This window comes from Streptomyces sp. NPDC003247, assembly GCF_042888135.1.
GTDB lineage: Bacteria > Actinomycetota > Actinomycetes > Streptomycetales > Streptomycetaceae > Streptomyces.
Genome location: NZ_JBIAPF010000005.1, coordinates 137,828 through 162,284, shown reverse-complemented (window position 1 = coordinate 162,284; position 24,457 = coordinate 137,828). Strand labels below are relative to the sequence as shown.

Annotated in this window: 19 protein-coding genes and 2 pseudogenes; 8 read left to right on the top strand and 13 right to left on the bottom strand. The window is 73.6% G+C overall.

What is annotated here, in order from left to right; genetic code table 11:
* Window positions 1-167: 167 nt before the first annotated feature.
* Complete coding sequence (locus ACFYWQ_RS18280; protein WP_389517698.1) at window positions 168-1,238, bottom strand: zinc-dependent alcohol dehydrogenase family protein; 1,071 nt, start codon at window positions 1,236-1,238, stop codon at window positions 168-170.
* Window positions 1,239-1,426: 188 nt separating this feature from the next.
* On the bottom strand, window positions 1,427-3,805 hold the full coding sequence (locus ACFYWQ_RS18275) for a glycoside hydrolase family 65 protein (protein WP_389517696.1): 2,379 nt from the start codon (window positions 3,803-3,805) through the stop codon (window positions 1,427-1,429).
* Window positions 3,806-4,332: 527 nt separating this feature from the next.
* Between ACFYWQ_RS18275 and ACFYWQ_RS18270 the strand changes: the two genes are divergently transcribed.
* Both ACFYWQ_RS18270 and ACFYWQ_RS18265 read left to right on the top strand, forming a co-directional pair.
* Entirely contained in the window at window positions 4,333-4,788 is a 456-nt protein-coding gene (locus ACFYWQ_RS18270; protein ID WP_389517694.1) for a Crp/Fnr family transcriptional regulator, read from the top strand.
* A 76-nt stretch (window positions 4,789-4,864) separates the two neighbouring features.
* A pseudogene (locus ACFYWQ_RS18265) lies at window positions 4,865-5,011 on the top strand (CBS domain-containing protein); the annotation flags it as partial.
* A gap of 421 nt (window positions 5,012-5,432) precedes the next feature.
* On the opposite strand, the gene ACFYWQ_RS18260 reads toward ACFYWQ_RS18265, so the two are convergent.
* On the bottom strand, window positions 5,433-6,335 hold the full coding sequence (locus ACFYWQ_RS18260) for a pyridoxamine 5'-phosphate oxidase family protein (RefSeq protein WP_389518318.1): 903 nt from the start codon (window positions 6,333-6,335) through the stop codon (window positions 5,433-5,435).
* 238 nt (window positions 6,336-6,573) lie between these two features.
* Between ACFYWQ_RS18260 and ACFYWQ_RS18255 the strand changes: the two genes are divergently transcribed.
* A complete protein-coding gene (locus ACFYWQ_RS18255; RefSeq protein WP_389517692.1) occupies window positions 6,574-6,972 on the top strand; it encodes an STAS domain-containing protein in 399 nt (132 codons plus the stop codon).
* A 143-nt stretch (window positions 6,973-7,115) separates the two neighbouring features.
* On the opposite strand, the gene ACFYWQ_RS18250 is transcribed toward ACFYWQ_RS18255, so the two are convergent.
* Window positions 7,116-8,552 carry a hypothetical protein gene (locus ACFYWQ_RS18250; RefSeq protein ID WP_389517690.1) on the bottom strand — a complete coding sequence of 479 codons (1,437 nt, stop codon included), beginning with the start codon at window positions 8,550-8,552 and terminating at the stop codon, window positions 7,116-7,118.
* A gap of 62 nt (window positions 8,553-8,614) precedes the next feature.
* On the opposite strand from ACFYWQ_RS18250, the gene ACFYWQ_RS18245 reads away from it, so the two are divergent.
* Window positions 8,615-9,316 carry a CDP-alcohol phosphatidyltransferase family protein gene (locus tag ACFYWQ_RS18245; RefSeq protein WP_389517688.1) on the top strand — a complete coding sequence of 234 codons (702 nt, stop codon included), beginning with the start codon at window positions 8,615-8,617 and terminating at the stop codon, window positions 9,314-9,316.
* An 18-nt stretch (window positions 9,317-9,334) separates the two neighbouring features.
* Here ACFYWQ_RS18245 and ACFYWQ_RS18240 read toward each other — a convergent pair.
* From ACFYWQ_RS18240 to ACFYWQ_RS18220, 5 genes and pseudogenes are all read right to left on the bottom strand, one after another.
* Window positions 9,335-9,754 (bottom strand): annotated as a pseudogene (locus ACFYWQ_RS18240) (adenylyltransferase/cytidyltransferase family protein); the annotation flags it as partial.
* The gene (locus ACFYWQ_RS18235; protein ID WP_389517686.1) at window positions 9,751-11,328 is read right to left on the bottom strand and encodes a fibronectin type III domain-containing protein; all 1,578 of its coding nucleotides are present in this window, start codon (window positions 11,326-11,328) and stop codon (window positions 9,751-9,753) included. The gene ACFYWQ_RS18235 and the pseudogene ACFYWQ_RS18240, both read right to left, overlap by 4 nt.
* An 84-nt stretch (window positions 11,329-11,412) precedes the next feature.
* Window positions 11,413-12,954, bottom strand: a complete 1,542-nt coding sequence (locus tag ACFYWQ_RS18230) for a lipopolysaccharide biosynthesis protein (protein ID WP_389517684.1) — start codon at window positions 12,952-12,954, stop codon at window positions 11,413-11,415.
* The gene (locus ACFYWQ_RS18225; RefSeq protein WP_389517682.1) at window positions 12,951-14,510 is read right to left on the bottom strand and encodes a hypothetical protein; all 1,560 of its coding nucleotides are present in this window, start codon (window positions 14,508-14,510) and stop codon (window positions 12,951-12,953) included. The genes ACFYWQ_RS18230 and ACFYWQ_RS18225 overlap by 4 nt, the downstream gene beginning before the upstream one ends.
* Entirely contained in the window at window positions 14,507-16,030 is a 1,524-nt protein-coding gene (locus ACFYWQ_RS18220) for a hypothetical protein (protein WP_389517680.1), read from the bottom strand. Before ACFYWQ_RS18220 ends, ACFYWQ_RS18225 begins: the two co-directional genes overlap by 4 nt.
* A gap of 257 nt (window positions 16,031-16,287) precedes the next feature.
* On the opposite strand from ACFYWQ_RS18220, the gene ACFYWQ_RS18215 reads away from it, so the two are divergent.
* A complete protein-coding gene (locus ACFYWQ_RS18215; protein ID WP_389517678.1) occupies window positions 16,288-17,268 on the top strand; it encodes an NAD-dependent epimerase/dehydratase family protein in 981 nt (326 codons plus the stop codon).
* Between the two features lie 41 nt (window positions 17,269-17,309).
* On the top strand, window positions 17,310-18,509 hold the full coding sequence (locus ACFYWQ_RS18210) for a glycosyltransferase family 4 protein (protein ID WP_389517676.1): 1,200 nt from the start codon (window positions 17,310-17,312) through the stop codon (window positions 18,507-18,509).
* Window positions 18,510-18,638: 129 nt separating this feature from the next.
* Here ACFYWQ_RS18210 and ACFYWQ_RS18205 read toward each other — a convergent pair whose 3' ends face one another.
* From ACFYWQ_RS18205 to ACFYWQ_RS18195, 3 genes are all read right to left on the bottom strand, one after another.
* Window positions 18,639-19,775, bottom strand: coding sequence for a glycosyltransferase (locus tag ACFYWQ_RS18205; RefSeq protein ID WP_389517674.1), 1,137 nt, complete (start codon window positions 19,773-19,775; stop codon window positions 18,639-18,641).
* Window positions 19,772-20,464 carry a DapH/DapD/GlmU-related protein gene (locus ACFYWQ_RS18200; RefSeq protein WP_389517673.1) on the bottom strand — a complete coding sequence of 231 codons (693 nt, stop codon included), beginning with the start codon at window positions 20,462-20,464 and terminating at the stop codon, window positions 19,772-19,774. The genes ACFYWQ_RS18205 and ACFYWQ_RS18200 overlap by 4 nt, the downstream gene beginning before the upstream one ends.
* A 145-nt stretch (window positions 20,465-20,609) precedes the next feature.
* Window positions 20,610-22,061 carry a sugar transferase gene (locus tag ACFYWQ_RS18195; RefSeq protein ID WP_389517671.1) on the bottom strand — a complete coding sequence of 484 codons (1,452 nt, stop codon included), beginning with the start codon at window positions 22,059-22,061 and terminating at the stop codon, window positions 20,610-20,612.
* A gap of 236 nt (window positions 22,062-22,297) precedes the next feature.
* Here ACFYWQ_RS18195 and ACFYWQ_RS18190 point away from each other — a divergent pair, with 236 nt between their 5' ends.
* Window positions 22,298-22,513 (top strand): dodecin, encoded by a 216-nt coding sequence (locus ACFYWQ_RS18190; RefSeq protein ID WP_389517669.1) that lies wholly within the window; start codon window positions 22,298-22,300, stop codon window positions 22,511-22,513.
* A 58-nt stretch (window positions 22,514-22,571) separates the two neighbouring features.
* Here the strand turns inward: ACFYWQ_RS18190 and ACFYWQ_RS18185 are convergent, their stop codons facing one another.
* Window positions 22,572-23,063, bottom strand: a complete 492-nt coding sequence (locus tag ACFYWQ_RS18185) for a hypothetical protein (protein WP_389517667.1) — start codon at window positions 23,061-23,063, stop codon at window positions 22,572-22,574.
* A 210-nt stretch (window positions 23,064-23,273) separates the two neighbouring features.
* Between ACFYWQ_RS18185 and ACFYWQ_RS18180 the strand changes: the two genes are divergently transcribed.
* Entirely contained in the window at window positions 23,274-24,416 is a 1,143-nt protein-coding gene (locus ACFYWQ_RS18180; protein WP_389517665.1) for an LLM class flavin-dependent oxidoreductase, read from the top strand.
* Window positions 24,417-24,457 lie beyond the last annotated feature (41 nt).

Here is a 24,457-nt window from a genome sequence, read left to right as displayed (position 1 = left end):
CGGAGACCGGCCGGCCCGGACCGTGGCCGCGGTCGGCGTCCGGATCCGGGGAGACGGCCTGCCGGGGGGCGGCGGTCGGCGGGCGCAGCCCCCTACATTGTCGTACCGGCCGCCGCCCGCGGCCAGATCGCCGGTCGCCCGGCGGCGGAACGCCCCTCCCCGACCGGTCAGGCCGCCGGGACGGCCAGCACGTCGTGCCGTTCCTCGCCCAGCACCACCTTGAGGGCGCCGGTCTCGGCGGCCCGGGCGAAGACGTCGTAGGCCTCCTCCATCCGGCCCAGTGGGAAGGTGTGGGTGACCAGCTCCGGGGTGGGCAGCCGGCCGGCGGCCGCCATCCGCAGCAGGGTGGGCGTCGAGGACGTGTCGACGAGCCCGGTGGTGATCGTCACGTTCTTGATCCACAGGTCTTCGAGGTGCAGGGTGACGGGCCTGCCGTGGACGCCCACGTTGGCCACGCGGCCACCGGGCCGCACCATGCGCGTGCACATCTCGAAGCTCTCCGGCACCCCCACGGCCTCGACGACCACGTCGGCGCCCAATCCTTCGGTGAGGTCGGCGACGAGTTGCTCCGGGTCGTCGCGGACGGCCACGACGGCGTCGGCGCCGAGGCGCCTGGCGGCGTCGAGCCGGGAGTCGGCGAGGTCCACGGCGATGATCCGTTCCGGCGTGTACAGCCGTGCGGTGAGGATCGCGGCGAGCCCGACGGGGCCCGCCCCGACGACGGCGACCGTGTCCCCCGGCCGGACGCCCCCGTTGAGCACACCCACTTCGTAGGCGGTCGGGAAGATGTCGGCGAACAGCACCGCGTCCTCGCTCCCCAGCGTGCCGGGGAGCCGGTGCACGGACAGGTCGGCGTACGGCACGCGCACGTACTCGGCCTGTGTGCCGTCGATCCGGTGGCCCAGGATCCAGCCCCCGCCGCCCCGGCACTGGCCGTACGCCCCCCGCTTGCAGAAGCGGCAGCGGCCGCAGGCGGTGATGCAGGAGACCAGGACCCGGTCGCCGGGCCGTACGGTGCGCACGTCGCCGCCGGCCTCGACGACCTCACCGACCGCTTCATGGCCCAGCACGGTCCCCGGGCGCACCTCGGGCACGTCGCCCTTGAGGATGTGCAGGTCCGTGCCGCAGATGGTGACGGCGTCGACCCGCACCACGGCGTCGGTGGGTTCCTCGATGCCGGGGTCCGGGATCTGCTCCCAGGCGGATCGTCCGGTGCCGTGGAAAACGAAGCCCTTCATGACCGTTCCTCCTTCGGTCTCCGGCTCTTCGGCTCTTCGGCTCTTCGGCTCTTCGGCTCTTCGGCTCTTCGGCATGACGTCGGCGGGGCGCCGGGGCGCGCTCGGCGCGCCGGACGGCCTCCCTGTAGTCAGCTTGGGCCACCGTGGGGGCATCCGCATGGGCCGGTCGGCCCCCGGAGGCGGCGGACTCAAGGGCGTCGGCCGGGCAGCGGCAGCCGGCGTGTCTGTCCGGGCCGGACGCCGACGGTCCGGTCGGGCAGCCGCACCTCGATCGGCAGGCGGTCGGACGGCGGGACGGCGATCTCCAGCCGGCCGCTCTCCAGCCGCAGCCGCACGCCCCAGTTGCCGTGGTACCGCAGCGAGAATCCGTACGACGACAGCTCCGGGAGCGGAACGGGGTCCAGCCACAGTGCCCCTTCACGCGTCTCCAGCCCGGTGAGACCCCGCTGGACCAGGTCGAGGGTGCCGGCCATCGCCCCCAGGTGGATGCCCTCACCGGTGGTTCCGCCCTGGAGATCGGCCACGTCGCCCTCCAGTGCCTCCTGGCAGAACGTCCACGCCCGGCTCCGCCGGGAGCGGGCGAGGATCCAGCCGTGGACGAGACCGCTGAGGGTGGACCCGTGGCTGGTGCGGGCGAGGTAGTGGTCGACGGTGCGCCGCCAGGTGTCGTCGTCGAGCCCGTAGCCCAGCCGGCGGAACAGGGACCGCAGTTCGGCGGGTGAGAAGAGGTAGCCGAGCATGAGCACATCGGCCTGCTTGGACGCCTGGTAGCGGTTGACGGTGTCGCCCTCGGCCTCCAGGATCCGGTCGAGCCGCCGGATGTCGTCGTACCGCCTCCGGTATCCCTGCCAGTCGAGTTCGGCCAGGCTCCCGTAGCCGTCGAACTGGCTGACGACGCCTTGGTGGAAGGGCACGTGGAGCGTGCGGGAGACGTCGTCCCACCGCTCCAGCTCGCCGTCGTCCACGGCGGCGCGTTCGACGAGTTCGCGCCGGCGGGGCTCCGGGAGGCCGCGCAGCACCTCCAGGGTCCGGGCGAGCACCCAGGCCGCGGTGACGTTGGTGTACGTGTTGTCGTCGAGTCCCGGTTCCACCGCGCCGGGGTAGGCGTCGTGGTACTCGTCCGGGCCGACCACACCGCGGATCCGGTGCCGGCCGAGGTCCTGGTCCCAGGTCGCCGAGTCCGCCCAGAAGCGTGCGATCTGGAGCAGCATCTCCGCGCCCTCGGTGTGCAGGAACTCCGCGTCCCCGCTGGCTTCGCAGTACTGCCACACGTTGTACGCGATCGCCGACCCGACGTGGTGCTGGAGGTGTGAGTGGTCGGGCAGCCAGCGTCCCGATCGGGGGTTGAGGTGCAGACGCTGGGTCTCCTCGCGGCCGTCGCTGCCGCTCTGCCACGGATACAGCGCGCCCCGCCGGCCGGCGGCCCGCGCCGCGGCGCGGGCCCGGTCCAGCCGCCGGTGCCGGTAGCGCAGCAGGGCGCGGGAGACCTCGGGGAAGTGCAGGTTGAGGTAGGGCAGGACGAACAGCTCGTCCCAGAAGACGTGCCCGCGGTAGGCCTCGCCGTGCAGGCCGCGGGCCGGCACTCCCACGTCCAGGTCGGCGGTGTGCGGCGACAGCGTCTGGAGCACGTGGAAGAGGTGCAGGCGCAGGATCGCCCCCGGCTCGCCGGGGACGTCGATCTCGGCCCGCCGCCACAGCCCGCTCCACGCGGTGAGGTGCGACCGCGCGAGCTCCTCGAAGCCCGGCGCGGCTGCCACGCGGTCCACGGCGGTCCGGAGCGGGTCGCTGATCGCCGGGTCGCGCGAGGAGTGCAGGGCGACCGTCTTGTCGACGGCGGCGGTGCGGCCGGGTTCCAGGACCAGCCGCACCCCTTGTACGGCGCGGGGGTGCTCGTGCGTGTCGGTGACGGGCGCGTCCGCCGTCAGCCGCGCCGCCAGGGCGATCCGGATGTCCGAGGTGCGGGTACGGCAGCGCAGCCACACCGTGCCGGGGGCGGCGGTTCCGGTGTGCACATGGGTCAGATGGCGTCCGTCGAGACCTCGGTAGCGCGGCACCCCGGCGTTGGTCACTCCCCCGTCCAGTGACGCCTCGACCTCCAGCTCCACCCCGGCGCCCGAGACGGTGAACTCGGTGCGCAGCGCGGCCAGGTGGGGGTCGGCCATGTGCACGAGACGCCACTGGCGCACGGACAGCTCCCGTCCCCCGTCCAGGCCGTACCGTGTCACGCGCTCCAGCAGGCCGGAGTCCAGGCGCAGGACGTGGCGGTGGGCGAGCACCGGCGCGCTGTCCGGGGTGAGCCACGCACCGCCCGCGGGACGGAACCGCAGCGGCAGCCAGTTCGGCAGATTGACCATGTCCTCGTTCTCGACCCGGCGGCCGGCGACGACGGAGGTGAGCCGGTTGTAGCAGCCGGCCAGGTAGGTGCCCGGGTAGTGCACGTCGTCGGCGGCGCACTCGGGCAGCGCCCCCCGGGTGGCGAAGCGGCCGTTGCCCAGCGTGCACAGCGCCTCCCTCAGACGCTCGCGCGCGGCATCGTATCCCTCGTACTCCCAGGTCCAGGCCGTCATGCGGGTGTCCCTTCGCGGCTCCGGGGCCGGACGACCCGGGGGAAGGTCCCTGCCCGGACCAGTGTCCCCCGTGGCGGACGGCGTCCCGGTGTCCCACGGCACGAACGGCGGTGTGTCGCGGGCTGCGGGGCGCGCCCGTCGGGGTGGGGACGGTTCGGCCTCCGCCGAGGCCGTCCGGCCCTGCCGCCGCCCGTCCGGCGCGGCCTCGCCGCGCCCCCGCTCGCGCGCGGAGCCGGGGCGACCCGCCCCCGACCCCGGCGTGCCGAGGGCGGAGACGGGTCCGCGGGCGAGTGGGGCCGAAGGGCCCATGACGGGGACCGGGCGGCCCGTGGCGTCGGGCGCCGTGGCGGAACAAGCTGGTACCAGGGGCCGGACAGCAGCCCGGGGGACCACGGCGATCAGCCCGCCGAACGGCTCCCGGGCGGACGAGGCAGGAGGCCTCGGCCCCGTACGACGGACCCGTCGGCCGCCGGCCGCCGGCCGCGGCGCGAGCAGCGAGACGCGAGCAGCGAGAAGGAGACGGAACGATGACCACCACCACCCTGTCCACGGCCCTGCCGGCCGAGCACCGCGAACGGCTGATGCGCGTCGCCCGTGAGGTCTCCTTCGCGTCCGGGGAGCGTCTGTTCGAGGAAGGCCGGCGGGCCGACCGGTTCTGGATCGTCCGGACCGGAACCGTCGTCCTCGACCTGCATGTGCCCGGCCGCCGCGCCGTCACCGTCGAGTCGCTGGGCCACGGCGAACTGGTCGGCTGGTCCTGGCACTTCCCGCCGTACCGGTGGCAGCTGGGGGCCGAGGCGCTCAGCCCGGTGCGGGCCTGGGAGTTCGACGCGGAGGCGGTCCGGGCCATGTGCGCGCAGGACGCCGACCTCGGCCGGGCGATCGCGACCTGGGTGGGCCGGGTGGTGGCCCACCGGCTGCACGCCTCCCGCATCCGCCTGCTGGACCTGTACGCGCCGTACGGCAGCGGGAGCCCGGTGTGAGCGGCCCTCCGTCCCCGGCTCCCGCCACGCCTCTCGCCCGGCGGCCGGCCGCGCCCGACACCCCGGGGAGGACACCGTGCACGCAAGCCCGCACGTCGTCGGCGACGTGATGACCCACACCGTGGTGGCCGTGGGCCGGGACGCCCTCTTCAAGGACGTCGTCACGCTGATGGAGCAGTGGAAGGTCAGCGCCCTGCCCGTGCTGGAGGGCGAGGGGCGGGTCGCGGCGGCGTGTGGCGTCTCGGCGCGGGTGACGGCGGCGTTCGGCGCTGCGACGCGGGTCACGGCAGCGTCCGGCGGCGCGGCGCGGGTAACGGCGGGGCGCCGTCCGGCGGCCGGTACCGACTCCGGCCCGCAGCAGGACCCGCAGCGGGCCCGGCAGCGCCCCACCGAGGGGCCGGGCACGGCGGCGCTCGGCCGAGGAGCCGGGCCCCGACCTGCCGGGCGGGCGTCCGGGGCGCCCGCGGGAGCACCTCGTCGAGGGCGGCCTCGTCGCAGACGCTGATCCGGCATCCGGCCATCCGGCATCCGGCATCCGGACCCAGCCGAAGCGCGCTGTCCCGGCCCCGGCTGGCACCGGCCTCCTCGTGGCAGGCCGCTGTGGCGGGCCGCCGGGAGGCGGCCGGAACCGGTGCCGGGAGGGTTCAGGCGTCGTCGTCGGCCGGGGTGATGCGGCGTCCCGACAGGCGGTCGATGTCCATCGCCACCCATAGCGTGCGCGGGCCTCCCGCCCAGGGCTCGGTGTGCGCCCGCTCGTCGAGCCGGCGTACCGCGTCGGGGTCGGTGACGGCCCGGGCCCGTCCCACGGCCAGGACGCTCCAGCCCTGGCTCATGGCCTCGTCGACGCGGTCGACCTCGAAGGCCACCTCGTGGCCGATCGCCGCGGCGGGGACCGTGCCGGGCGCGGTGCGGAAGGCGATGGCCTCGTCGACCACCTCGTAGTTGACGGGCACCACGGCGGGACCGTCCGGTGCGGTCAGCGAGACGCGGCCCACGCCGTGCGTGGAGAGCAGGGCCCGGCACTCCCGCTCGTCGAGGTCCCGCAGTTGGGGGTGGAGCAGCGCCCTGCCCTGTCCGGGGGGCCGCTCCCGGCCGCCGCCCTTGAGTTCGTAGAGCGTGGTCCCCAGTGCGTCGGCCAGACGCAGGAGGGTCCCGAGGCTCGGGTCGGACGCCTGCGTCTCCAGGTAGTCGAGGTACTGCGGTGAGATCCGGGCGCGGCGTGCGGTCTCCGCCAGGTCCAGGCCCCGGCGTCGCCGTGCGGCGGCCACGCGCCGCCCGATGTCACCGGGCTGGTCGGCGACGGCCCCGGCGGTGTCCGCCGGCTCCGGTCCGCGTCCGCCCGCCACCGGCTCCTCCGGGCCGCCGCCGGGGTGGACATGGGCGTCCGGTCCGGGGAAGACCAGCGTGACGTCGCCGGTGTCCGACCAGCGCACGTCGTACGGCGGTGTCCCGTCGTCGTGGTGCAGGCCGACGATCTCCCCGTCGCGCCGGACGACACCGGTGGACGGGCTCTCGACGATCAGCCGGTCGCCGAGGTGGGCGTGCATGACCATGCCCTCTCCTTCCGTCGACGTCCCCCTCCAGCATCACCCGGGAACGGTGGCCGCACCAGGGGACCGGGGTCCCGCCGGACCGGGGCCGTCGAGCCCCCCTCCTCCCGGCGCCCGGCCGGCGAGCCCCCCTCCCGCGGCACCCGACCCGTGAATCCCCTAGCACCCGGTCGGCGCGGCGAGCAGGGCCGACCGGCCCTAGCGCGCGGGGGCCCGTCGGGCGTGTGCTCGGAGCATGTCCGAGAACCACGACGGGTCCGCGCACCACCCCACGGAACGTGTCGTCGGCGGCACGACCGTGGTGGAGCTGCGCGGCGAGATCGATCTCCTCACGGCGTCGCCGCTCTCCGCACGCCTCGACACCCTGACCTCGCGCCCGCGCCCCGACCTGGTGCTGGACCTGCGTCCGGTGTCCTTCATCGACTGCAGCGGGCTGAGCGTGCTGTGCCGGGCGAGGAACCGGATCCTGGCCGGACACGGCCGTCTGCGCCTGGTCGTCGACAGCGACCGCCTGTTGCGCGTCCTGCGGCTGGCGCGCCTGGCCGACGCCTTCGAGATCCTGCCCCACCTGCCCGGGCCCCTCGTCCGCGTGCCCGTGCCGGAGGCGGACGTCGTGCCCTCCGCGAGGGACTGACCGGGCCGACCGGGCCGACCGGACCGACCGGACCGACCGAACCGACCGGGCCGACCGGGCCGACCGGGCCGAACGAGACGCCTGCCCGGCCCGCCTCGCCTGCCCGGCCCGCCTCGCCTGCCCGGTCTGCCCTCGGCCGCCTCTCAGCCGGACGGGACCGGACCGGGCACGGGCGTCTGCGCGGGGCGCGGGGCCGCGCCCGCCGGCGGTTGCGGACTCGCAGGGGGGTCCGGGGCGGCGGGCGGGGCCGGCGCGGGCGCGCGGTCGTCGCCGGATCCGTCCAGACAGTCGACGAGGCTGACGAAGCCCGCGCGTGCGCCGCCCTCGGTGACCACGAAGTCGCCGGCCGTGTGACTGCGCAGCAGACACATGTCGTAGCGGACGACGGCCGGGATGTCGTCCGGGGCGGCCTCCGTCCGGTATCCGTGGCGGCCCACCAGCTGGCAGGAGTCGTAGCGGATCAGCGGTCCGCGCGGGCCGACCGCGTAGCGGTGCGGGACCACGTCGGCGGAGAAGTCCTTGAAGGCCAGGCCGGTGTCGTCGCAGTCGCTGAAGTGGACCGTCCCGCTCTTCCAGACGCAGTCGATGACCCGCACATCGGGGTTGCGCACCTCGAACCGGATGTCCTGGGCGTGGAACCGCTGCACCGAGTCGTGGTGCTGGGCGACGGGGAAGCGGAAGAAGGTGCTGGTGGTGCCGTACTCCTCCATCGGCCGGGGCCGTGTGCCGGTGATGATGTACGAGCCGCCCCGGCAGGTGATGGAGCCGCCGTAGGGGAACTCCAGGAAGTTGCCCCACTCGTACTCGACCTTCATGTCGGTGAACCAGTAGTTGAGGAACTGGTCCTGGTCGTTGGGGTCGGCCTGCCGGCGCCGGGACAGGCCCGAGTAGAGGAACGCCTTGCGGTAGCTGCCGCCGACGCGGCACGCCTCCCAGCGCATCTCCGAGTTGGTGTCCGTGCCGTCCAGGGCGAGCCCGAACTCCCACTCCCCCATCCACTCGCACTCCGAGAACCGGTAGTCCTGCGCCTGGCCGGTCGAGTACGAGCTGAAGAAGGAGGCGCCCGGTGTGGCCGAGCGGAACTGCATGCGCTCGAAGGACAGGTTCGACCAGATGTCCTCGTTGCGGCAGAGGAAGGAGCCCGGGCCGGTGGCCGGGCGGAAGACGAGGGTGGTCATGCGTTTGCCCGCCCCGCTGAAGCGCAGGCCGTTGGCCGCCCGCAGCGGGGCGACGCCGTTGAGCAGCGCGTGCGGACGGGTGATGAGGAACTCGCCGGCCGGGATCTCGATCACCGTGCGCCCGACCCCGCGGGTGACCCGGGAGGCCGCGAGGGCGTAGGCGATCTCGAACGCCGTGGTGTCGTCGGTCCGCCCGTTGCCCACGGCCCCGAGGTCGGCCACGTTGATCACGAGCGGCAGCCGGGCGGCGGAGCGGCCCCGCCCGGGGACCGCGGGGTCCGGGGGCACTTCGGGAAGGCGTTCCGGTCCGACGGCTGCGGACGCGTTGTGTGCGGTCAGGGCCGTCGCGGTGAGCACCGACACCCCGCCACGCAGAAGTTGACGACGGCTGACACGAGACATCCCGGCTCCCCGTTCTGCCATAATTGCCTTCTTTCCAACCTTTTTATTACCAAAGGAGGGGTATGACCGAGTTTGCCGAGACTCTCAGGTTTCTGTCGGCGGCACAGAAGCCTGCGAAAGGGGTCTCGCTCTACACCCTGTTCATCAACCGCCCGGCCGGCCGGTTCCTGGCCGCGGTGGCCTACCGCGTGGGGGCGACGCCCAATCAGCTGACCGTGCTGAGCGCCCTGGTCACCTTCCCGGCCCTGGCGGCGGTGGCGCTGCTGCCGCCCGGGCCGGGGATGGCGGTCTGCGTCGGCGCGACCCTGGCCGTGGGGTTCGCGCTGGACTCGGCGGACGGTCAGCTGGCGCGCGGTCAGCGCTCGGGCAGTCCGTCGGGCGAGTGGCTCGACCACGTCCTGGACTGCGTCAAGATCGTCGCCCTCCATCTGGTGGTGCTGGTCTCGCTCTACCGGTTCTTCACCCTGCCGAGCCCGCTCCTGCTGCTCGCGCCGATGGTGTTCCAGCTCGCCGCCGTGGTGATCTTCTTCGCCGGGATCCTGACGGAGAAGCTGAAGGGGCGGACACCGGGTGCGGCTCCGGCCGGGTCGGCCCCCGCGCTGCGGTCCGTGCTCCTCCTGCCCGTCGACTACGGCGTGACCTGTGTCGCCTTCCTATTCCTGGGGAGCCAGCACGCCTTCCTCACGGTGTACTGCGCCCTGCTGCTGGCCCACGTTGTGTTCATGGGCGCCTTCCTCGTGAAGTGGTTCCGCGAGCTGCGCTGAGGGGATCTCCGGCGACTGGCGGGTGGAGAGCAGCTCCAGGGCGCCGCGCAGCAGGGTGCTGGAGGTGTGCATGGTGTACGGGAAGTACACGACCTCGACGCCCACCTGCGCGAAGCGCCGTTCGAACTCCTCCCACTTGGGGGTGCCCCGCCAGTCGTCGCCCTTGAAGATGACGTGGAAGCCGATCCGCTTCCACGTCTTCAGCTTGTCGACCTCCGACTCCACGGCGACCTCGTCGACGTAGCGCACACTGCGGACGATCTCCAGGCGCTCGGCGAGCGGGACGACCGGCACCCGGCCCTTCAGTTGCGCGGTCAGGTCGTCGGAGGTGACGCCGGCCACCAGCCGGTCGCAGTGCCGGCGCGCCTCGCGCAGGATGTTGAGGTGCCCGATGTGGAACAGGTCGTAGACACCGGGCGCGAATCCGATGCGTGTCACTTGGGTCCACCCTCCACTGGCTTCTTGGCCGCCTTAGTCGGCGCGGTCTTCGCCGGCGCGCTCTTCGCGGGCACGGTCACGGTCACGGTGTTCGACTTGGCCGAGGTGTTCGTCCCGTCCGTCACCTCGAGGGTGTACCGGTGGCTGCCGGCCGCCACCGAGTCGGTGTGGGTCATCTGCGGCAGCTTCCAGTAGGTGGACTCCTGCGTCTTCGTCGCCACGGCCTTGCCGTCGCGGTAGACGCGGTACGTCAGGGAGGCGTCGTCCCGGTCCCAGGTGGCGCGCCAGGTGAGGGTGACGCTGCCGGGCTCGGTGCCGGACACCGCCAGGACGGGCACCTCCGGCGCCCCGGTGTCCCGGCTCCCGAAGCGGGTCAGGCCCTGCTGCGGCACGTCGTTGACCCGGGTGAACTCACCGCCCGCCCACAGCACGTCCTTCGAGATCGCCAGGGCGCGGGGGCCCACGTGCTCCCCGATCCCGTCGTTGGTGTCGGGGAACCAGTGCAGGATCCTGCGGTCCTCGAGCGACTGGACCAGCAGGTGCTGCCGGTCGCCGCGCTCGGGGAACCCGCCGGGCGTCTCGTTGCAGTTGTGCGCGTGCGACGCGCTGTAGAGGAGGTTCTTGTACGGCACGATGGCCTGGGTCGCCCCGAAGCAGGTGTCCTTCCAGACCATGCTGCCGTTGGTGAGTCGGCCCGCGATCCGGCCGTCGAAGATGCCGGTGCCGTGGCCCTCCGCGCCCACGTAGAAGCGGTCCTTGTAGCGCGCGATCGTCTTCACCGACGACTGGGGCGGGAACCACCCCGGGTAGGCGAGCACCGTCTTGCCGCTGCCGGGGTTCAGCGTGACGAGCGAGCGGGCCGCCTTCCCGTTGACCGACTCGAAGTCGCCGCCGACGAACAGCCTGCCGTACGAGGTGGCGGCCGACAGGGCCCGCACCGGCTGGTCGACGTCCGCCTGGAAGGGCAGCAGGGCGCCCTTGGTGGTGAGGGCGGCGACCCGGGTGCGGAGCTGTCCGCCGATCCGGCTGAAGTCGCCTCCCAGGTAGACGGTGTCGCCCGTCGTCTCGATGGCCCGGACGGTGGCGGACACCGACGGCCGGAAGTCCTTGCTCAGGGTGCAGCCGGCGGTGTCCAGGGCGACGGCGTTGGCCACGCGGGTCGAGCCGACGTGTTCGAAGGAACCGCCCACGTAGAGCACCCGCCCGTCGGCGGAGGCCTTCAGGGCGCGCACGGTGTGGTGGTGACCGGTGAACGTGGGCGCGCAGGGCAGGAGTTTGCCGGTCTTGGCGTCGAAGGCGGCGAAGTTGCGGCGGGCCACCTGCCGTTGGCCGGGAGCGGCTCCCGGCGGGCGGACGGTGTCGAAGGATCCTCCGACGTAGACGACCCCGTTCGCGGCGGCCAGCGACCAGACGATCCCGTCCGTCTGCCAGGTGGACAGCGGGTCGGCGGAGAAGGCGGGTGTGCCGTCGGCGGCCGCGGCGAAGGGGGCGTCGAGCAGGACGGTGGTGCAGCAGACGAGCGCTGTGGCAGCGACCCTGGCGACCGGCTTCGTACGGCGTTTTCTCAGGTGCAAGGGAAACCCCGGGTAGGCAGTGGTGTGAGGGGGGGTGACGCCGGCGGGGTGGGCGGGCCCGGAGGAGGGGGGCCGGGTCCGGGCTCATGCGGCGCGGCGACGCAGCACTCCGCCCAGGTCGCTCACCCTGAGCGACGTCCGATACCGCCACAAAGTAGTACCAAATACACACGATCCCAAAGCCATTCCGACGGCGAGTCCTGACGGTGTGTCACCTGCCGTCCGGCGCACCGCCGCCAGCACCGTCACGACGGCGCAGGCGATGGTCAGCGCCCTGGTGTAGCCCTCTCCCACGGTCGTGAAGCCCAGGCGCCACCGGACGAGCACGGCCGCCGCGAGGTTCTCCACGACGATGGCCGCGCCCCAGGACACCGCGGCGCCGAGCACGCCCCAGACGGGCACGGCCAGCACGCCGACGACGAGTTGCACCGTGAACGCCGCGGCGGTGACGGCCAGGTGCCAGGAGCTCCGGCCGGCCATGAGCAGCACGGTCTGGGCGTTGCCGACGGCGATGTTGACCATGGCGGCCGCGCACAGCAGCACCAGGGCGAGCGCGCCGTCGGTGAACTCCGGTCCAAAGACGGCCAGGACGGTCGCGGGGAAGCAGGCGACGACACCGAACAGCGGCCAGGAGAACAGCACGGTCCAGCAGGTCGACACGCGGTGCAGGTCGTGTGCCTCGGCGGTCCGGTCGACGGCGAGCAGACGGCTGAGCTCGGGCGCCACGGCGAGCCGTACGGCGAGCTGGACCAGGGTGCCGGCGGTGACGACGCGGCCGATGGCCGTGTACACCCCCGCCTCGGCGGCGGTGGCCAGCGCGGAGAGCAGGATGACGCCGACCCAGACGGCGCTGATGTCGAAGACGGAGGAGATCGCGCGGGGTGCGGCGAAACTCCAGAAGGCCCGCCGGTCCACGGGCGCGTCGCCCGCCGGCCGCGGTGCGGGACGGCCGGCGCGGCAGCGGCGCAGGGAGAGCCAGGCGGCCGCGGAACCGGCCAGCGCGGGCAGCAGCCAGGCCGCGGCGAGGGAGAGCAGTCCGGGCGCGTACCAGGCCACGGGGACGGCGATCAGCACCCGCAGCACCGGCTTGCCGATCTGCTCCACGCCGACGAACGGCACCACCGTGCCGTATCCCCGGGTGGCGCCGAGCAGGATCATGCCGACGGTGGCGGCGGGCAGGAAGAGCCCGAAGAGCCGGACCAGGGCGACGGCGTCCCCGGGCGGCAGATGGGGCAGCAGGGCGGTGGCCACCGCCGGGGAGAACACCAGTGGCACGGCGGCCGCGGTGGCGGCCACCGTGGCGGGCAGGACGGCCGTGCGCAGCAGCGCGTCCACCGAGCGGCCGCCGTCGACGGCGAGGTCGCGCGGCACGAAACGCACGAGCCCGGTGTCGGCACCGAGCTTGCAGGTGTTGCTGAGGATGGTGAAGAGGGCGACGCCGGTGAAGATCGCTCCCGCCCCCTGGGCCCCTACGGCCCGGGTGATCAGGCCGACGAGGAGGAAGGAGAAGACGGCGTTCGCGACGGAACCCGCCATCCCCCACCAGCCGCCCCGCGCGGTGGCGGCCACCCCACTGGGGGCGGCCGCCCCGGCGCGGGGGCGGGCGGTCGTCTCGGGGGCGGTCATCGGCGGGAGGCGCTCAGCGTGCCGTCCTGCACGGGGAGTTCCATGGACGCGTGGTCGGCGTGCGCGGTGTGACCGTACTTCGGGCGGCGGCGCAGGACCCGCAGGCGACGGCCCGGGCGGCCGGTGTCGAGGACGGCGCCGAGGAGGCGTCCGCCGGAGCAGGCGATCAGCTCCTGCACCTGGCGGAGGTCGTCGCGCCGGGTGCGGTCGAGGTGGGCGACCACGAGGACGCCGTCGACGCGCTGGGCGGCGGCCAGCGCGTCGGCCTGCGTGAGCAGCGGACCCGCGACGACGACGGTCGACGTCTCGTGATCGGCGAGGACCGTCCGGTGCCGCCGTCCGGTGCCGCCGTTGGAGGAGAAGGCGAAGCGGCCGGCGACGTCGGTGTCGACGAGGACGCTCCCGGCGGGCAGGAACGCCTCTTCCAGGGTGGGGGCCTCGTACGGCATCAGCGGCAGCCGCGTGGCGAGGTCGCCGGTGTCGGGGGTGGTGTCCACCAGCAGCACGTCGCTGCCGTCCTCGGCGAGGGCGGCGCCCAGGTTGGCGGCGACCTCCTCGGCGTCGCCGGTGGTGCGGGGGGCGACCACGAGCACGTGGCCGGGGCCGCCCGTGCGGTCCAGCTGCCGCATGCGGAACGACAGCGCCCGGTAGGCCTCGCTGCGCGGGCTGGCGCTACGGCCGACCGTCAGCAGCGCCTCGTCCCCCCCGTCGTCGGAGGGCAGGATGCCGAGCACCGGCGCGCGCAGGGCGGCCTGGACCTCCCCCACCGAGCGGACCCGGTTGTCCAGGGCGGAGCGCACCCAGGCCAGCACGATGCCGAGGAGCAGTCCGCACACCACCCCGAGGGCGAGCAGGGTGCGCAGGCCGGGTCCCACCGGCAGGGTGGGGACCGCGGCCCGGCGGACGACGTCACCGCCGTCGGTGTCCCGGGACTTGATGTCCAGGACGCGCTTCTGGAGGTTGTAGAGCTGGTTCTGCGCGGCGGGCTTGGCCGACGCGCGCTCCAGCTGGTCCTGCGCCAGCCGCTTGTTCAGCACGGTGATCTGCTGCTCCAGGGCGTGGGTGGCCCGGTGCGCGGTGGCCTCGTTGCGGCTCTTGCGGTCGGCGAGGTACGCCTCGGCGAAGGCGTTGGCGCCCTGCGCCGCGCGCTGGGGGGCGCCGGAGGTGTACTCGAAGCGGAGCACCTGGGATTTCTGCGGGTTGGTGACCCGTACCCGGGCGCCGAACGTGGTGGTCTGTTCGGCGGGCCGGCCCAGGAGGCGCACCGCGCGCTGGGCGACAGTCGCGCTGGCGGCGATCCGCTGCTCGGTGCTCATGCTGACCTGGTTGTCGGCGGAGACGCCGACCGTGCCGAAGGGGTCGGTGGTGGAGCGTACGAGGACTTCGCTGGTCGCCGTGTAGGTGTGGGCGCGCTGCACGGAGAGGGCGAGTCCGCCGACCGCTCCCAGGCAGATGCCCAGGGCGATCAGGGACCGGTGGCGCAGGATGCGGCGCAGTTGGTCGCGTAGCTGGTCCGGCTCGTCGTACCGGTCGTCGAATGGGGTGGGGCCGGTCACGGGTGCCCTCCTGTTCCGGGGATCGATGCGTGACGGATGGGTGTGGGCTGCGCGGCCGGTGAGGGGAACCGGGATGCCCGGGCGGTACGGGTGCTGATGAGCAGGGGGACGGCCATCAGGAGCGTCAGCGGGCCGGCGATGGCGAGCAGGCTGCCGCGCAGGAAGACCATCTGGTAGAAGGCGAAGGCCGGCACCAGGAGCGCCGCGAGGGTGCCCGGCCGGCCGCGCAACAGGTGGCGTACGTCGTCGGCGCGCCGTCCGACCGCGCCCAGCAGGCAGAACACAACGACCACCGCGAAGGGCCCGGCCCACAGGTAGCTCTCGATCCACAGGGGCGCGGACAGGTTGAGGAACTCGTAGCCCGCGTACCGGGCCAGGGCGATGCCGGTGTCCTCGGGTTTCTCCGGCCACATGGAGCGCGGCACCATGAACAGCGGGGGTCCGAGCGCGTCCTGGGGGGAGAAACCGTTCTCCCGGGCGTAGTCGATTCCCGTCTGCACCTGCTGGAAGGCGTCGTAGTCGCCGTTGGTGGTGAACTGGTCGGTGAGGGAGACGACGGTGACGTCCTCCCGGTCGCTGTAGCGGAAGTAGTCGCTGTAGGGGAAGACGACCAGGAGCGCGGCGATGAGCGCGGCCGCCGTGGCCCGGAAGGCCCGCGGCCTGCACAGCCGGGGCACGGTGAAGACCAGGGTCAGCAGGACCGTGCCGATCCAGAACCTGGGCTTGCTGATGGGGTTGTTGACGACGGCGTTGAGTGCCAGGAACACCGGCAGGAGCAGCCAGCGCAGGCCGCGCAGCCAGCGGTCGCCGCGCGCCACCCGCGGTACGTGCAGCAGGCCGAGCAGCGCCCAGAACGCGGGCACGGACAGCGACCAGCTGAGCAGCACCTGGAGGAAGGCGCCCTGGGTGTCGGCGGTCGCGCCGGCCTCGGTGATGGCCTGACGGCTGGTGAAGTACGCGCCGAGGCGACCGGGTTGGCTGGAGATCAGCAGGACCGCGAAGGCCAGGGCCAGCCCGCAGAGCACCACCAGGCGCCACGGGGCGATCCGGCGCGCGAGCAGTCGTTCCAGGAAGCCGGGCGGGGCGGAGCCGGCGCGGGCCTGCCGGCGGCGGGCGGCGAGGGCCGTTCCGGCGCTGTAGGCGAGGAGTCCGAGTTCCACGACGGCGACGGCCTCGAAGGCGTTGGCCTCGCGGGTCCGGTAGGGCCACGGGTAGGTGTCGGAGGCGAGCATCGCCAGGGGCGCCAGGCCGAGCCAGATGTAGGCGAAGACCCAGAAGCCGAAGGCGACGAGCCGCACCGTGGGCGCGGTGAGCACCCGGGCGAGCGCGCCACCGGAGTGCGCCACGACGACGCCCTGGAGCGCGAGCGCGACCGACAGCCGCACGCCGTCCGACTGGAGGATCAGCCCCGGCAGCAGGACGGTGAGCACCACGGCCCAGAGGGAGACCGCAGCCGCACTGCGGACGCGAGCGTCCTGCATCCCGACCTCTCTGCTGAGCGAGTTTTCAGGCTGAAACATCACCGAAAGATATATAGCGCTCTTACCGCTCAAATCGTCCAAGGCGCGCACAAATCATTCACTTCGGTGCAGCGGTCACCAAAGAGGACCATCGGGTGATGTTCTTTTTCGGCAGCGTGCCTTTTACCCCAAATCATGACAAGTCTGCATAGCTTGTCGCGCAGGTCTCCGCAGGGCCCGGCGCCGGACGGCGCCGCCGGCGGCGGAGGACCGGCTGACCGCACATCACATCTCCGGAGCACTCAGGGAGTCGCGCTATGAGCAAGCAGGTCGACGTCGTCGTCGCCGGTGGCGGGGGATTCATCGGAGGGCATCTCGTGGGCGACCTCCTCGCCCAGGGGCTGACCGTCCGCTCCATCGACATCAAGCCCCGGCACGAGTGGTACCAGGTCCACCAGGACGCCGAGAACGTGGTCGCCGACCTGTCGCTCCTGGACCGTGCGCGCGCCGGCGTCCGGGACGCCGGACAGGTGTACATGCTGGCCGCCGACATGGGCGGCATGGGCTTCATCGAGAACAACAAGGCCGCCTGCATGATGTCGGTGCTGACCAGCACCCACATGCTCCAGGCCGCCCACGAGGCCGACGTGGAGCGCTACTTCTACTCCTCCTCCGCCTGCGTGTACGCCGCCGGCAAGCAGACCGACCCGAACCTCACCGCGCTCAAGGAGGAGGACGCCTACCCCGCGCAGCCGGAGGACGGCTACGGCTGGGAGAAGCTGTTCTCCGAGCGCATGTGCCGCCACTACGCCGAGGACTACGGGTTCGTCACCCGCGTCGCCCGGTACCACAACGTGTACGGCCCGCACGGCACCTGGACCGGCGGCCGGGAGAAGGCCCCGGCCGCGGTGTGCCGCAAGGTGGCCGAGGCGGTCGTCTCCGGCGACCACCGGATCGAGATCTGGGGCGACGGCCGGCAGAGCCGCTCCTTCATGTACATCGACGACTGCCTCGACGGCAGCCAGATGATCATGAACGGGAACAGCGGCGTCCCGGTCAACCTCGGCTCCTCGGAGCTGGTCACCATCAACCAGCTCGTCGACATCGTCGAGCAGATCGCGGGCGTCCGCTGCGAGCGCAGCCACCGCCTCGACGCCCCGCAGGGCGTGCGCGGCCGCAACTCGGACAACACCCTGATCCGCGAGGTCCACGGCTGGGAACCGTCCGTCACCCTGATCGACGGCCTGGAGCAGACCTACGCCTGGGTCTACGACCAGGTCAAGCGCTCCCAGCAGTGAGACCCGACCGAGTACGCCGAGCACCAGGACCGGGAGAGCCGATGAGGATCCTCGTCCACGACTACAGCGGCCACCCGTTCCAGGCGCAGCTGAGCCGGGAACTGGCGCGCCGCGGCCACGACGTCGTCCACTCGACGTGCACCGCCTACGTCTCCGGCAAGGGCAACCTCGCCGGGGACGCCCCGGGCCTGCGCTTCGCCACCATCGGGGACGGCACCGCGCTCCGGAAGGAGGCCTACTTCCACCGGCTCCGCCAGGAGAGCCTGCTGGGCCTGGAGCTGGCCCGGCAGGTACGGCGGGAGAAGCCCGACGTGGCGATGCTCTCCAACCTGCCCATCCCGGTGCTGGTGGTGGCGGCGGCCGTGCTGCGGCGGTTGCGCATCCCCTGGGTGCTGTGGCACCAGGACGTGACCGCCGTCGCGCTGGAGAGCTTCGCCGCGGCCGACGTGGCGAGGACGATGGGCGTCGCCGCCAAGGTCTTCGGGGCGGGCGAGAAGTGGTCGGCGCGCCGGGCGGCGGCCATCGTGGTGATCGCCGAGTCCTTCGTACGGATCCACCGGACGTGGGGTACCGCGGGCAAGGTCACCGTCATCCCCAACTGGGCGCCGCTCGACGAGATCGTCCCGGTGGACCGGGCCAACGCCTGGTCGGCCGAGCAGGGTCTGGACGGGGTACGGACGGTGCTGTACTCCGGCACGCTGGGCCTGAAGCACCACCCGGTCCTGCTGGTGCAGCTGGCCGAGCGGCTGCGGGAGCGGGGCACGCCGGTCCGGCTCGTCGTCGTCAACGACGGCCCGGCCGTACCGGTGCTCCGGCAGGCCGCGGCCGCGCGCGGGGTGGACCTGACCCTGCTGCCCTTCCAGCCCTACGAGCGGCTGCCCGAGGTGCTGGGCAGCGGCGACCTCCTCGTCGTCCTCCTGGCGGCGGACGCCGGTGAGTTCTCCGTACCGTCCAAGACACTGTCGTACCTGTGCGCGGGGCGCCCGGTCCTCGGGCTGATGCCCGCCGGCAATCTGGCCGCGCACCTGCTCCGCCAGGCGGGGTCCGCGGTCTTCCCGCCGGAGGAGTCCGCCCTCGACGACGCCTCCGCCTGGGTGCAGGAGGTGCTGTCCGACCCGGCGCGCGCCGAGTCGCTGGGCAAGGAGAGCCGTGCCCTGGCCGAGCGGGAGTTCTCCCTGGAGGACTGCGCCTCCCGCTTCGAGGACATCCTCCGCACGGTCGGCCGCGCCCCGGCGCGCTGACGTCCCGCCGTGCCGCCGGCCACCGCGGGCCAGCCGTTTGCGACGGTGGGCCCGCGGTGGCCGGCGCCGCGCTGTCCGGGTCGGTCGCCCCCCGGCGCCGGGCCTCGCACACCGTCCGTGCGGTCGGTGCTACCGGTGTGCTCCGGGTGCGCGGCGGTGCCGGTAGACCTCCTCGAGGCGGTCCGCGACCGCGCGGATCGAGAAGACCTCGTCGATCGCGCGCCGGCCGGCCTCGGCCAGCCGCCGGCGCAGGTCCTCGTCGGCGAGGAGCAGGCACACCGCGTCGGCCAGGGCCTCCGGGCTGCCGTCGGTGACCAGCGCCGCGTCCCGGCGGGCCAGTTCGGCGGCGATGCCGCTGCTGTCCGTGCACACCACCGGCGTGCCCTCGGCCAGCGCCTCCAGGACCGTCATCGGGAACGGCTCGTGCACGCTCGGCAGGACGTAGACGGCGGCCCTGCGGTAGGCCTCCAGCGCCGCGGAGTGCTCCAGCGCGCCGCCGTAGGTGACCACGTCGGTCAGTCCGCGGTCCGCGACGAGCCGCCGCACCGCCGGCAGGGAGCCCTCGTCCGCGCCGTAGAGCGTGAAGCGCGCCTCGGACATCTCCTTGTGGACCAGGGCGGCCATCTCGACGAAGGCCTCGGGGCGTTTGCGCGGGTGGAGGCGGGCCAGGAAGATCACCTCGCGGCCGCTGCGCGGCTGGGCGGACGTCTCGTCACCGCCCGGGCGCAGCCCGTTGGGCAGGGACACCAGCGGTGGCCCGGCCGGGCCCAGCACCGCGGTCAGTGCCCGCCGCTCCCGCTCGGTGAGCACCAGGCAGCACCGCGCCCGGCGCAGCAGGGGCACGTACAGACGGTCGAAGACCCGCGCGACGGTTCCGGTGCGGGGCTCGACCATGCCGTGCGTCTGGGTGACGAAAGGGGTGCGCCGCAGCCGGGCGACGGCGAGCGCGGCGAGGGAGACGAGGTCGCGTCCCGCGTGCACGTGGACGGCGTCGGCGCGTCCCATGGCCCGCCACAGGTCCCGCAGCAGCAGGGGGTTCATGAGGCCGAGGCAGCCCTGGCCGGGCACGAGGCGCCATGCCGGACGGGAGACGAACCGGACGGCGCCGATGCGCCGTGCGGCGGGCGCCCGGCCCCGCCACAGCGACACCAGCGTCACGTCGTGGCCGCGGGCGGCGCACTCCTCCAACTGGGCGACGGCCACGCTCGTCGGTCCGCCGAACGCGCCGTCGTCGCTGACGAGCGTGACCACATGGACCAGTCTCATGCCGTGGCTCCCTTCGCCTCGGGGGTGGACACGGCGGACCCGCCGGACGCGCCGGACCCGGACGGGTCCGTTCCGGGCGTCCCGCCCGCCGTCAGGACCTCGCCCGGTGCGAGGTCCCGGTGGGCGACGGCCCCGGCGCCGACCACGGCGCCCCGGCCGACGGTGACGCCCCGCAGCACGACCGCGCGGGCCGCGACCCAGCTGCCCGGCTCCAGCCGGATGGGGCCGTTGTCGAACTCGAACGTGGCGGAACGGCGGCGGTGGCTGCCCGTGCACAGCAGCGCGCTCTGCGAGACGCAGCAGTCGCTGCCGATCGTCACCGGTTCGAGGTTGAGGATCCAGGCGTCCTCGCCGATCCACACGTCGTCGCCGACGTCCAGCTTCCAGGGCCAGTGGACGCGCACCCCGCGCCGGATCAGCACCCGCTGTCCGACGCGGGCGCCGAACGCGCGCAGCAGGGCCGGCCGCCAGCGGGCCGGGAACCACCACTTGACGAAGAGCAGGTGGAGGGCGGCGAACCAGGCGGCCTGGACCGGCAGCGGGCGCCCCTTGTCGTATCCGGCGCCGGTGAAGCCGCGCAGCGACCACGTCACCGTCGACCGGTGGCCGGTGGCACCGGCGGGGCCGTCCGGGGGCGGGGCCGGTGCGCGCTGTGCGGCGGTGGGGTGTGCGGCTGAGGTCTGTGCCATGGCGGTGTCCCTTCCCGAGGGCCAAGACGTCCCCGTCGCCGCGATCCTTCACGTCGCCCGGGGCGGATCCGCCGCGTTCACCGCGTGTTGGCTGCAGACGTGCCCGGATGGCGGATGCGGTCCGGGAAGGGGACCGCATCCGTCCTCAGTAGGCGCCCTGCCCGTCCAGGACGACGCGCAGGGTGCGGGCCATGACGTTCATGTCGCCGGCCAGCGACCAGTTGTCGACGTAGCGCAGGTCGAGGGCGACCGTCTCGCGCCACGACAGGTCCGACCGCCCGCTCACCTGCCACAGGCCGGTCAGGCCCGGCTTGATGCTGAGCCGGCGCATCTCGACGCCGTTGTACTTGGCGACCTCCTCGGGCAGCGGGGGCCGCGGACCGACCAGGGACATGTGACCGAACAGGATGTTGAACAGCTGGGGCAGCTCGTCCAGCGAGTAGCGGCGCAGGACGCGTCCCACGCCGGTGACCCTCGGGTCCTGGCGCATCTTGAACATGTGCCCGTCGTTCTCGTTCTGCGCCTCCAGCCCGCTCTTCATCCGGTCGGCGCCGACCACCATCGTGCGGAACTTCCACATGGGGAACGGCTCCCCGTTGCGGCCGACCCGGGTCTGGCGGTACAGGATCGGACCGGGCGAACCGAGCCGGACGGCGAGGGCGAGCAGGAACAGCAGCGGCGAGAACAGGGCGATCAGCGCCAGCGCGCCCAACCGGTCCACGAGGGACTTCGCCACGGTGTGCGCACCGCGCTGGAGCGGTGGCGCGATGTGCAGCAGGGTCAGGCCGGCCGCCGTGGTCAGCCGCACCCGGCGGCGCGACACCTCGACGATGCCGGGCAGCACCATGAGTGAGCGGCCCTGGTCGTGCAGCGCCCAGGACAACCGGCGCACCCGCTCACCGGACAGGTGCGGGCCGGGCGCCACGAACACCAGGTCGGCCGCGAGTTCGTCGGCCGCCCCGAGTACGGCCGTGGCGTCCTCCTCGGGCAGGTCGGGCGCCGTGCGGGGCAGCCGGACGCACTCCGGCACCCCGGAGCGGACCTCTCCGTCGCCCACCGGGCAGGCGCCGACGACCACGTACTCGTGGTCGGTGCGCTGGGCGAGCTGCTCGACCACGGCGTCGACGGTGGAGGCCTCGCCGACGACCAGCACGTGGCGCAGGGCACGGGCGTCCCGGCGGGCGGCCAGCAGGTGACGGTGGATCAGCTTCTGGCTGACGCCCGTCAGGACCAGCGCGGGGATCAGCGCCGTGAACGCCTCGGCGGGAACGCTGTCCAGCCCGCAGACCACGCGGAGCGTCGCCAGGGCGCCGACCAGGACGAGCCAGTCCCGTATCACCGCCCTCAGACCGCCTCCGTCGCCCCAGTTCTGGTGGGTGTACCGCTTGCTCACGGCCCCGATGAGGGGCCACAGCAGGGCGGCGACGGCCGCGTAGCGCAGCGGGTGGGGTTCGTGGACCTCCACGAACGCCGCCGCGACCGGCAGGGCCGCGGCCAGGAGATCGACACCCACCGCGACGGGGGCGTACCAACCGGCCCTCGTCTCCTCGCGGTGGACGGGATGGCGCGCCACGGGGACCGGCGCCTGTCGGGACATCGCGTTTCTTAACCGCCGCATGGTCTCCTTCAAACCCCCAATCACGGATCGCGGGCGCGGCCGTTGGAGCTTCGACGCCGACAGCCACACCCCCAGCAACATGATCCTTATATCATCAGATAGATAGGAATATCCCCTTTGACGCCTCGCGTTCTGTCGTGCCGTGGGGCACCGTGGAGTGACGCGGTGACGCGTGACCTGCGCGACACGAGCACGGCCGCGGAGAGGAGCCCCGTATGTCGAACCACACCTACCGGGTCACGGAGATCGTCGGCACCTCGCCGGACGGCGTCGACCAGGCGATCCGCAACGGCATCACCCGGGCGTCGCAGACCCTGCGCAACCTGGACTGGTTCGAGGTGACCCAGGTGCGCGGCCAGATCGAGGACGGCGGGGTCGCCCACTGGCAGGTGGGCCTGAAGGTCGGTTTCCGCCTGGAGGAGTCGGGGTGACGGCGGGGTGAAGTCGGGGTGGCGGGCCTCGGGCGGTCCCTTCGGCGCCGCACGACGCTCAGGTGCGGCCCTCCCGCTCCTGCGCCACCCGCAGGGTCCCCGAGGGCGGCGTCCAGCGTGCCCGGACCACCGTGAAACCGGCCTGTTCGGCGTCGTCGCAGACCAGGTCGTCGTCGTCCACGAGGACCCGCACCTCCCGGCCGCGGGCCAGCCGGCGCAGTGTCTCCAGCTTGGTGCGGCGGGCCGGCCGGCGGTCGTCGTCGCGGCGCATGTACACCCGCCCGTCGGGCAGCCCGTGCCGCTCCAGCCACTCCAGCGTGTCCCGCCGGCAGCGCTCGGGCCGCCCGGTCAGGTAGACGACCTCGCACTCCCCCGCGCTCTCCACGGCCATCGCCACGCCCTCGGGGATCGGCGGGTCCTGCGGCGCCGCCGCGAAGAAGGCGTCCCACTGCCGTGGGCTGCGCTCCAGGAAGCGCTGCCGGTGGGTGGTGTCGGCGAGGGTGTTGTCCAGGTCGAACACGGCGATCGGCCATCCGCGGGTGTCGGTCACACCCCCACCCTAGGGATCCTCCGGCACCGGGCGACGCCCGACCGACCGGCGACGCCCGACGGACCGACACAGCTCGACCGACCGACACGGCTCGACCGACCGACAACGCCCGACGGACCGGTGACCGGCCCGGCCTGCTCCCCCGCCGGTCGGGAGACCGGCCGGGAGCCCGGCCGGGAATCCCGCGGGCCGCGCGCTGTTGAACCCTTCATGACCTCCGCGCTCGCCTCGGCCCGCTTCTCCGTCCTCGACCGCTCCCGCGTCCGTGAGGGCCACACCGGCGCCGAGGCGTTGCGGGACACCGTGCGGCTGGCGCAGGAGGCGGAACGGCTGGGCTACCACCGTTTCTGGGTGGCGGAGCACCACGGCGTGCCCGGGGTCGCCGGATCCGCGCCGACGGTCCTGGCCGCCGCGGTGGCCGGCGCGACGCGCGCCATCAGGGTCGGTACCGGCGGAGTGATGCTGCCCAACCACCGGCCGCTGGTCGTGGCCGAGCAGTTCGGCGTCCTGGAGTCCCTGTTCCCGGGGCGGATCGACATGGGCCTGGGCCGCTCGGTGGGCTTCACCGACGGCGTGCGCCGGGCCCTGGGGCGCGACAAGGACGACGCGGACGACTTCGCCGGGCAACTTCAGGAGCTGCTGGGCTGGTTCCGGGGCACGTCCCCGACCGGCGTGCACGCCCGGCCCGCCGAGGGCCTGACGGTGCCGCCGTTCGTGCTGGCCATGGGTGAGGGCGCGCGGATCGCGGCGGAGGCGGGCCTGCCGATGGTCATCGGGGACCTCCGCGACCGCGACAGGATGCGGCGCGGCATCGACCGCTACCGCGCCCGTTTCCGGCCCTCCCTTTGGGCGGCGGAACCGTACGTCGTCGTCTCCGGCACGATCGCGGTGGCCGGCACCCCCGGGGAGGCCCGCCGGCTGCTGCTCCCCGAGGCCTGGTCGATGGCGTACGCGCGCACCCACGGCACCTTTCCGCCGCTGGCGCCCGCCGAGGAGGTCGAGGCCCGGTCCATGAGCGCGAAGCAGCGCGGACTCTTCGAAGCGGGTCTGACCGGCCACATCGCGGGCACCGAGGACGAGGTGGCCCCCGCGCTGGAGACCCTGCTGGCGGAGACCGGCGCGCAGGAGGTCCTCGTCACCACCAGCACCCACGACCGCGGGGCCCTCCTGGACTCCTACCGGCGCCTGGCCGGGATCGTACGCCCGGGGAGGGGCATGGCGGACACGGGCGGGCGCCTGGGGAGGGCCGCCACGGACGCGGGCGGGTTCCCGGAGAGGACCGCTACCGACACGAGCAGGCGCCCGGAGAAAACCGCCACCGACACGAGCGAGCACACGGGAAGGGCCGTGTAGGACGCGGGTGAGCACTCGGGAACGGCCGTCGCCGACACGGG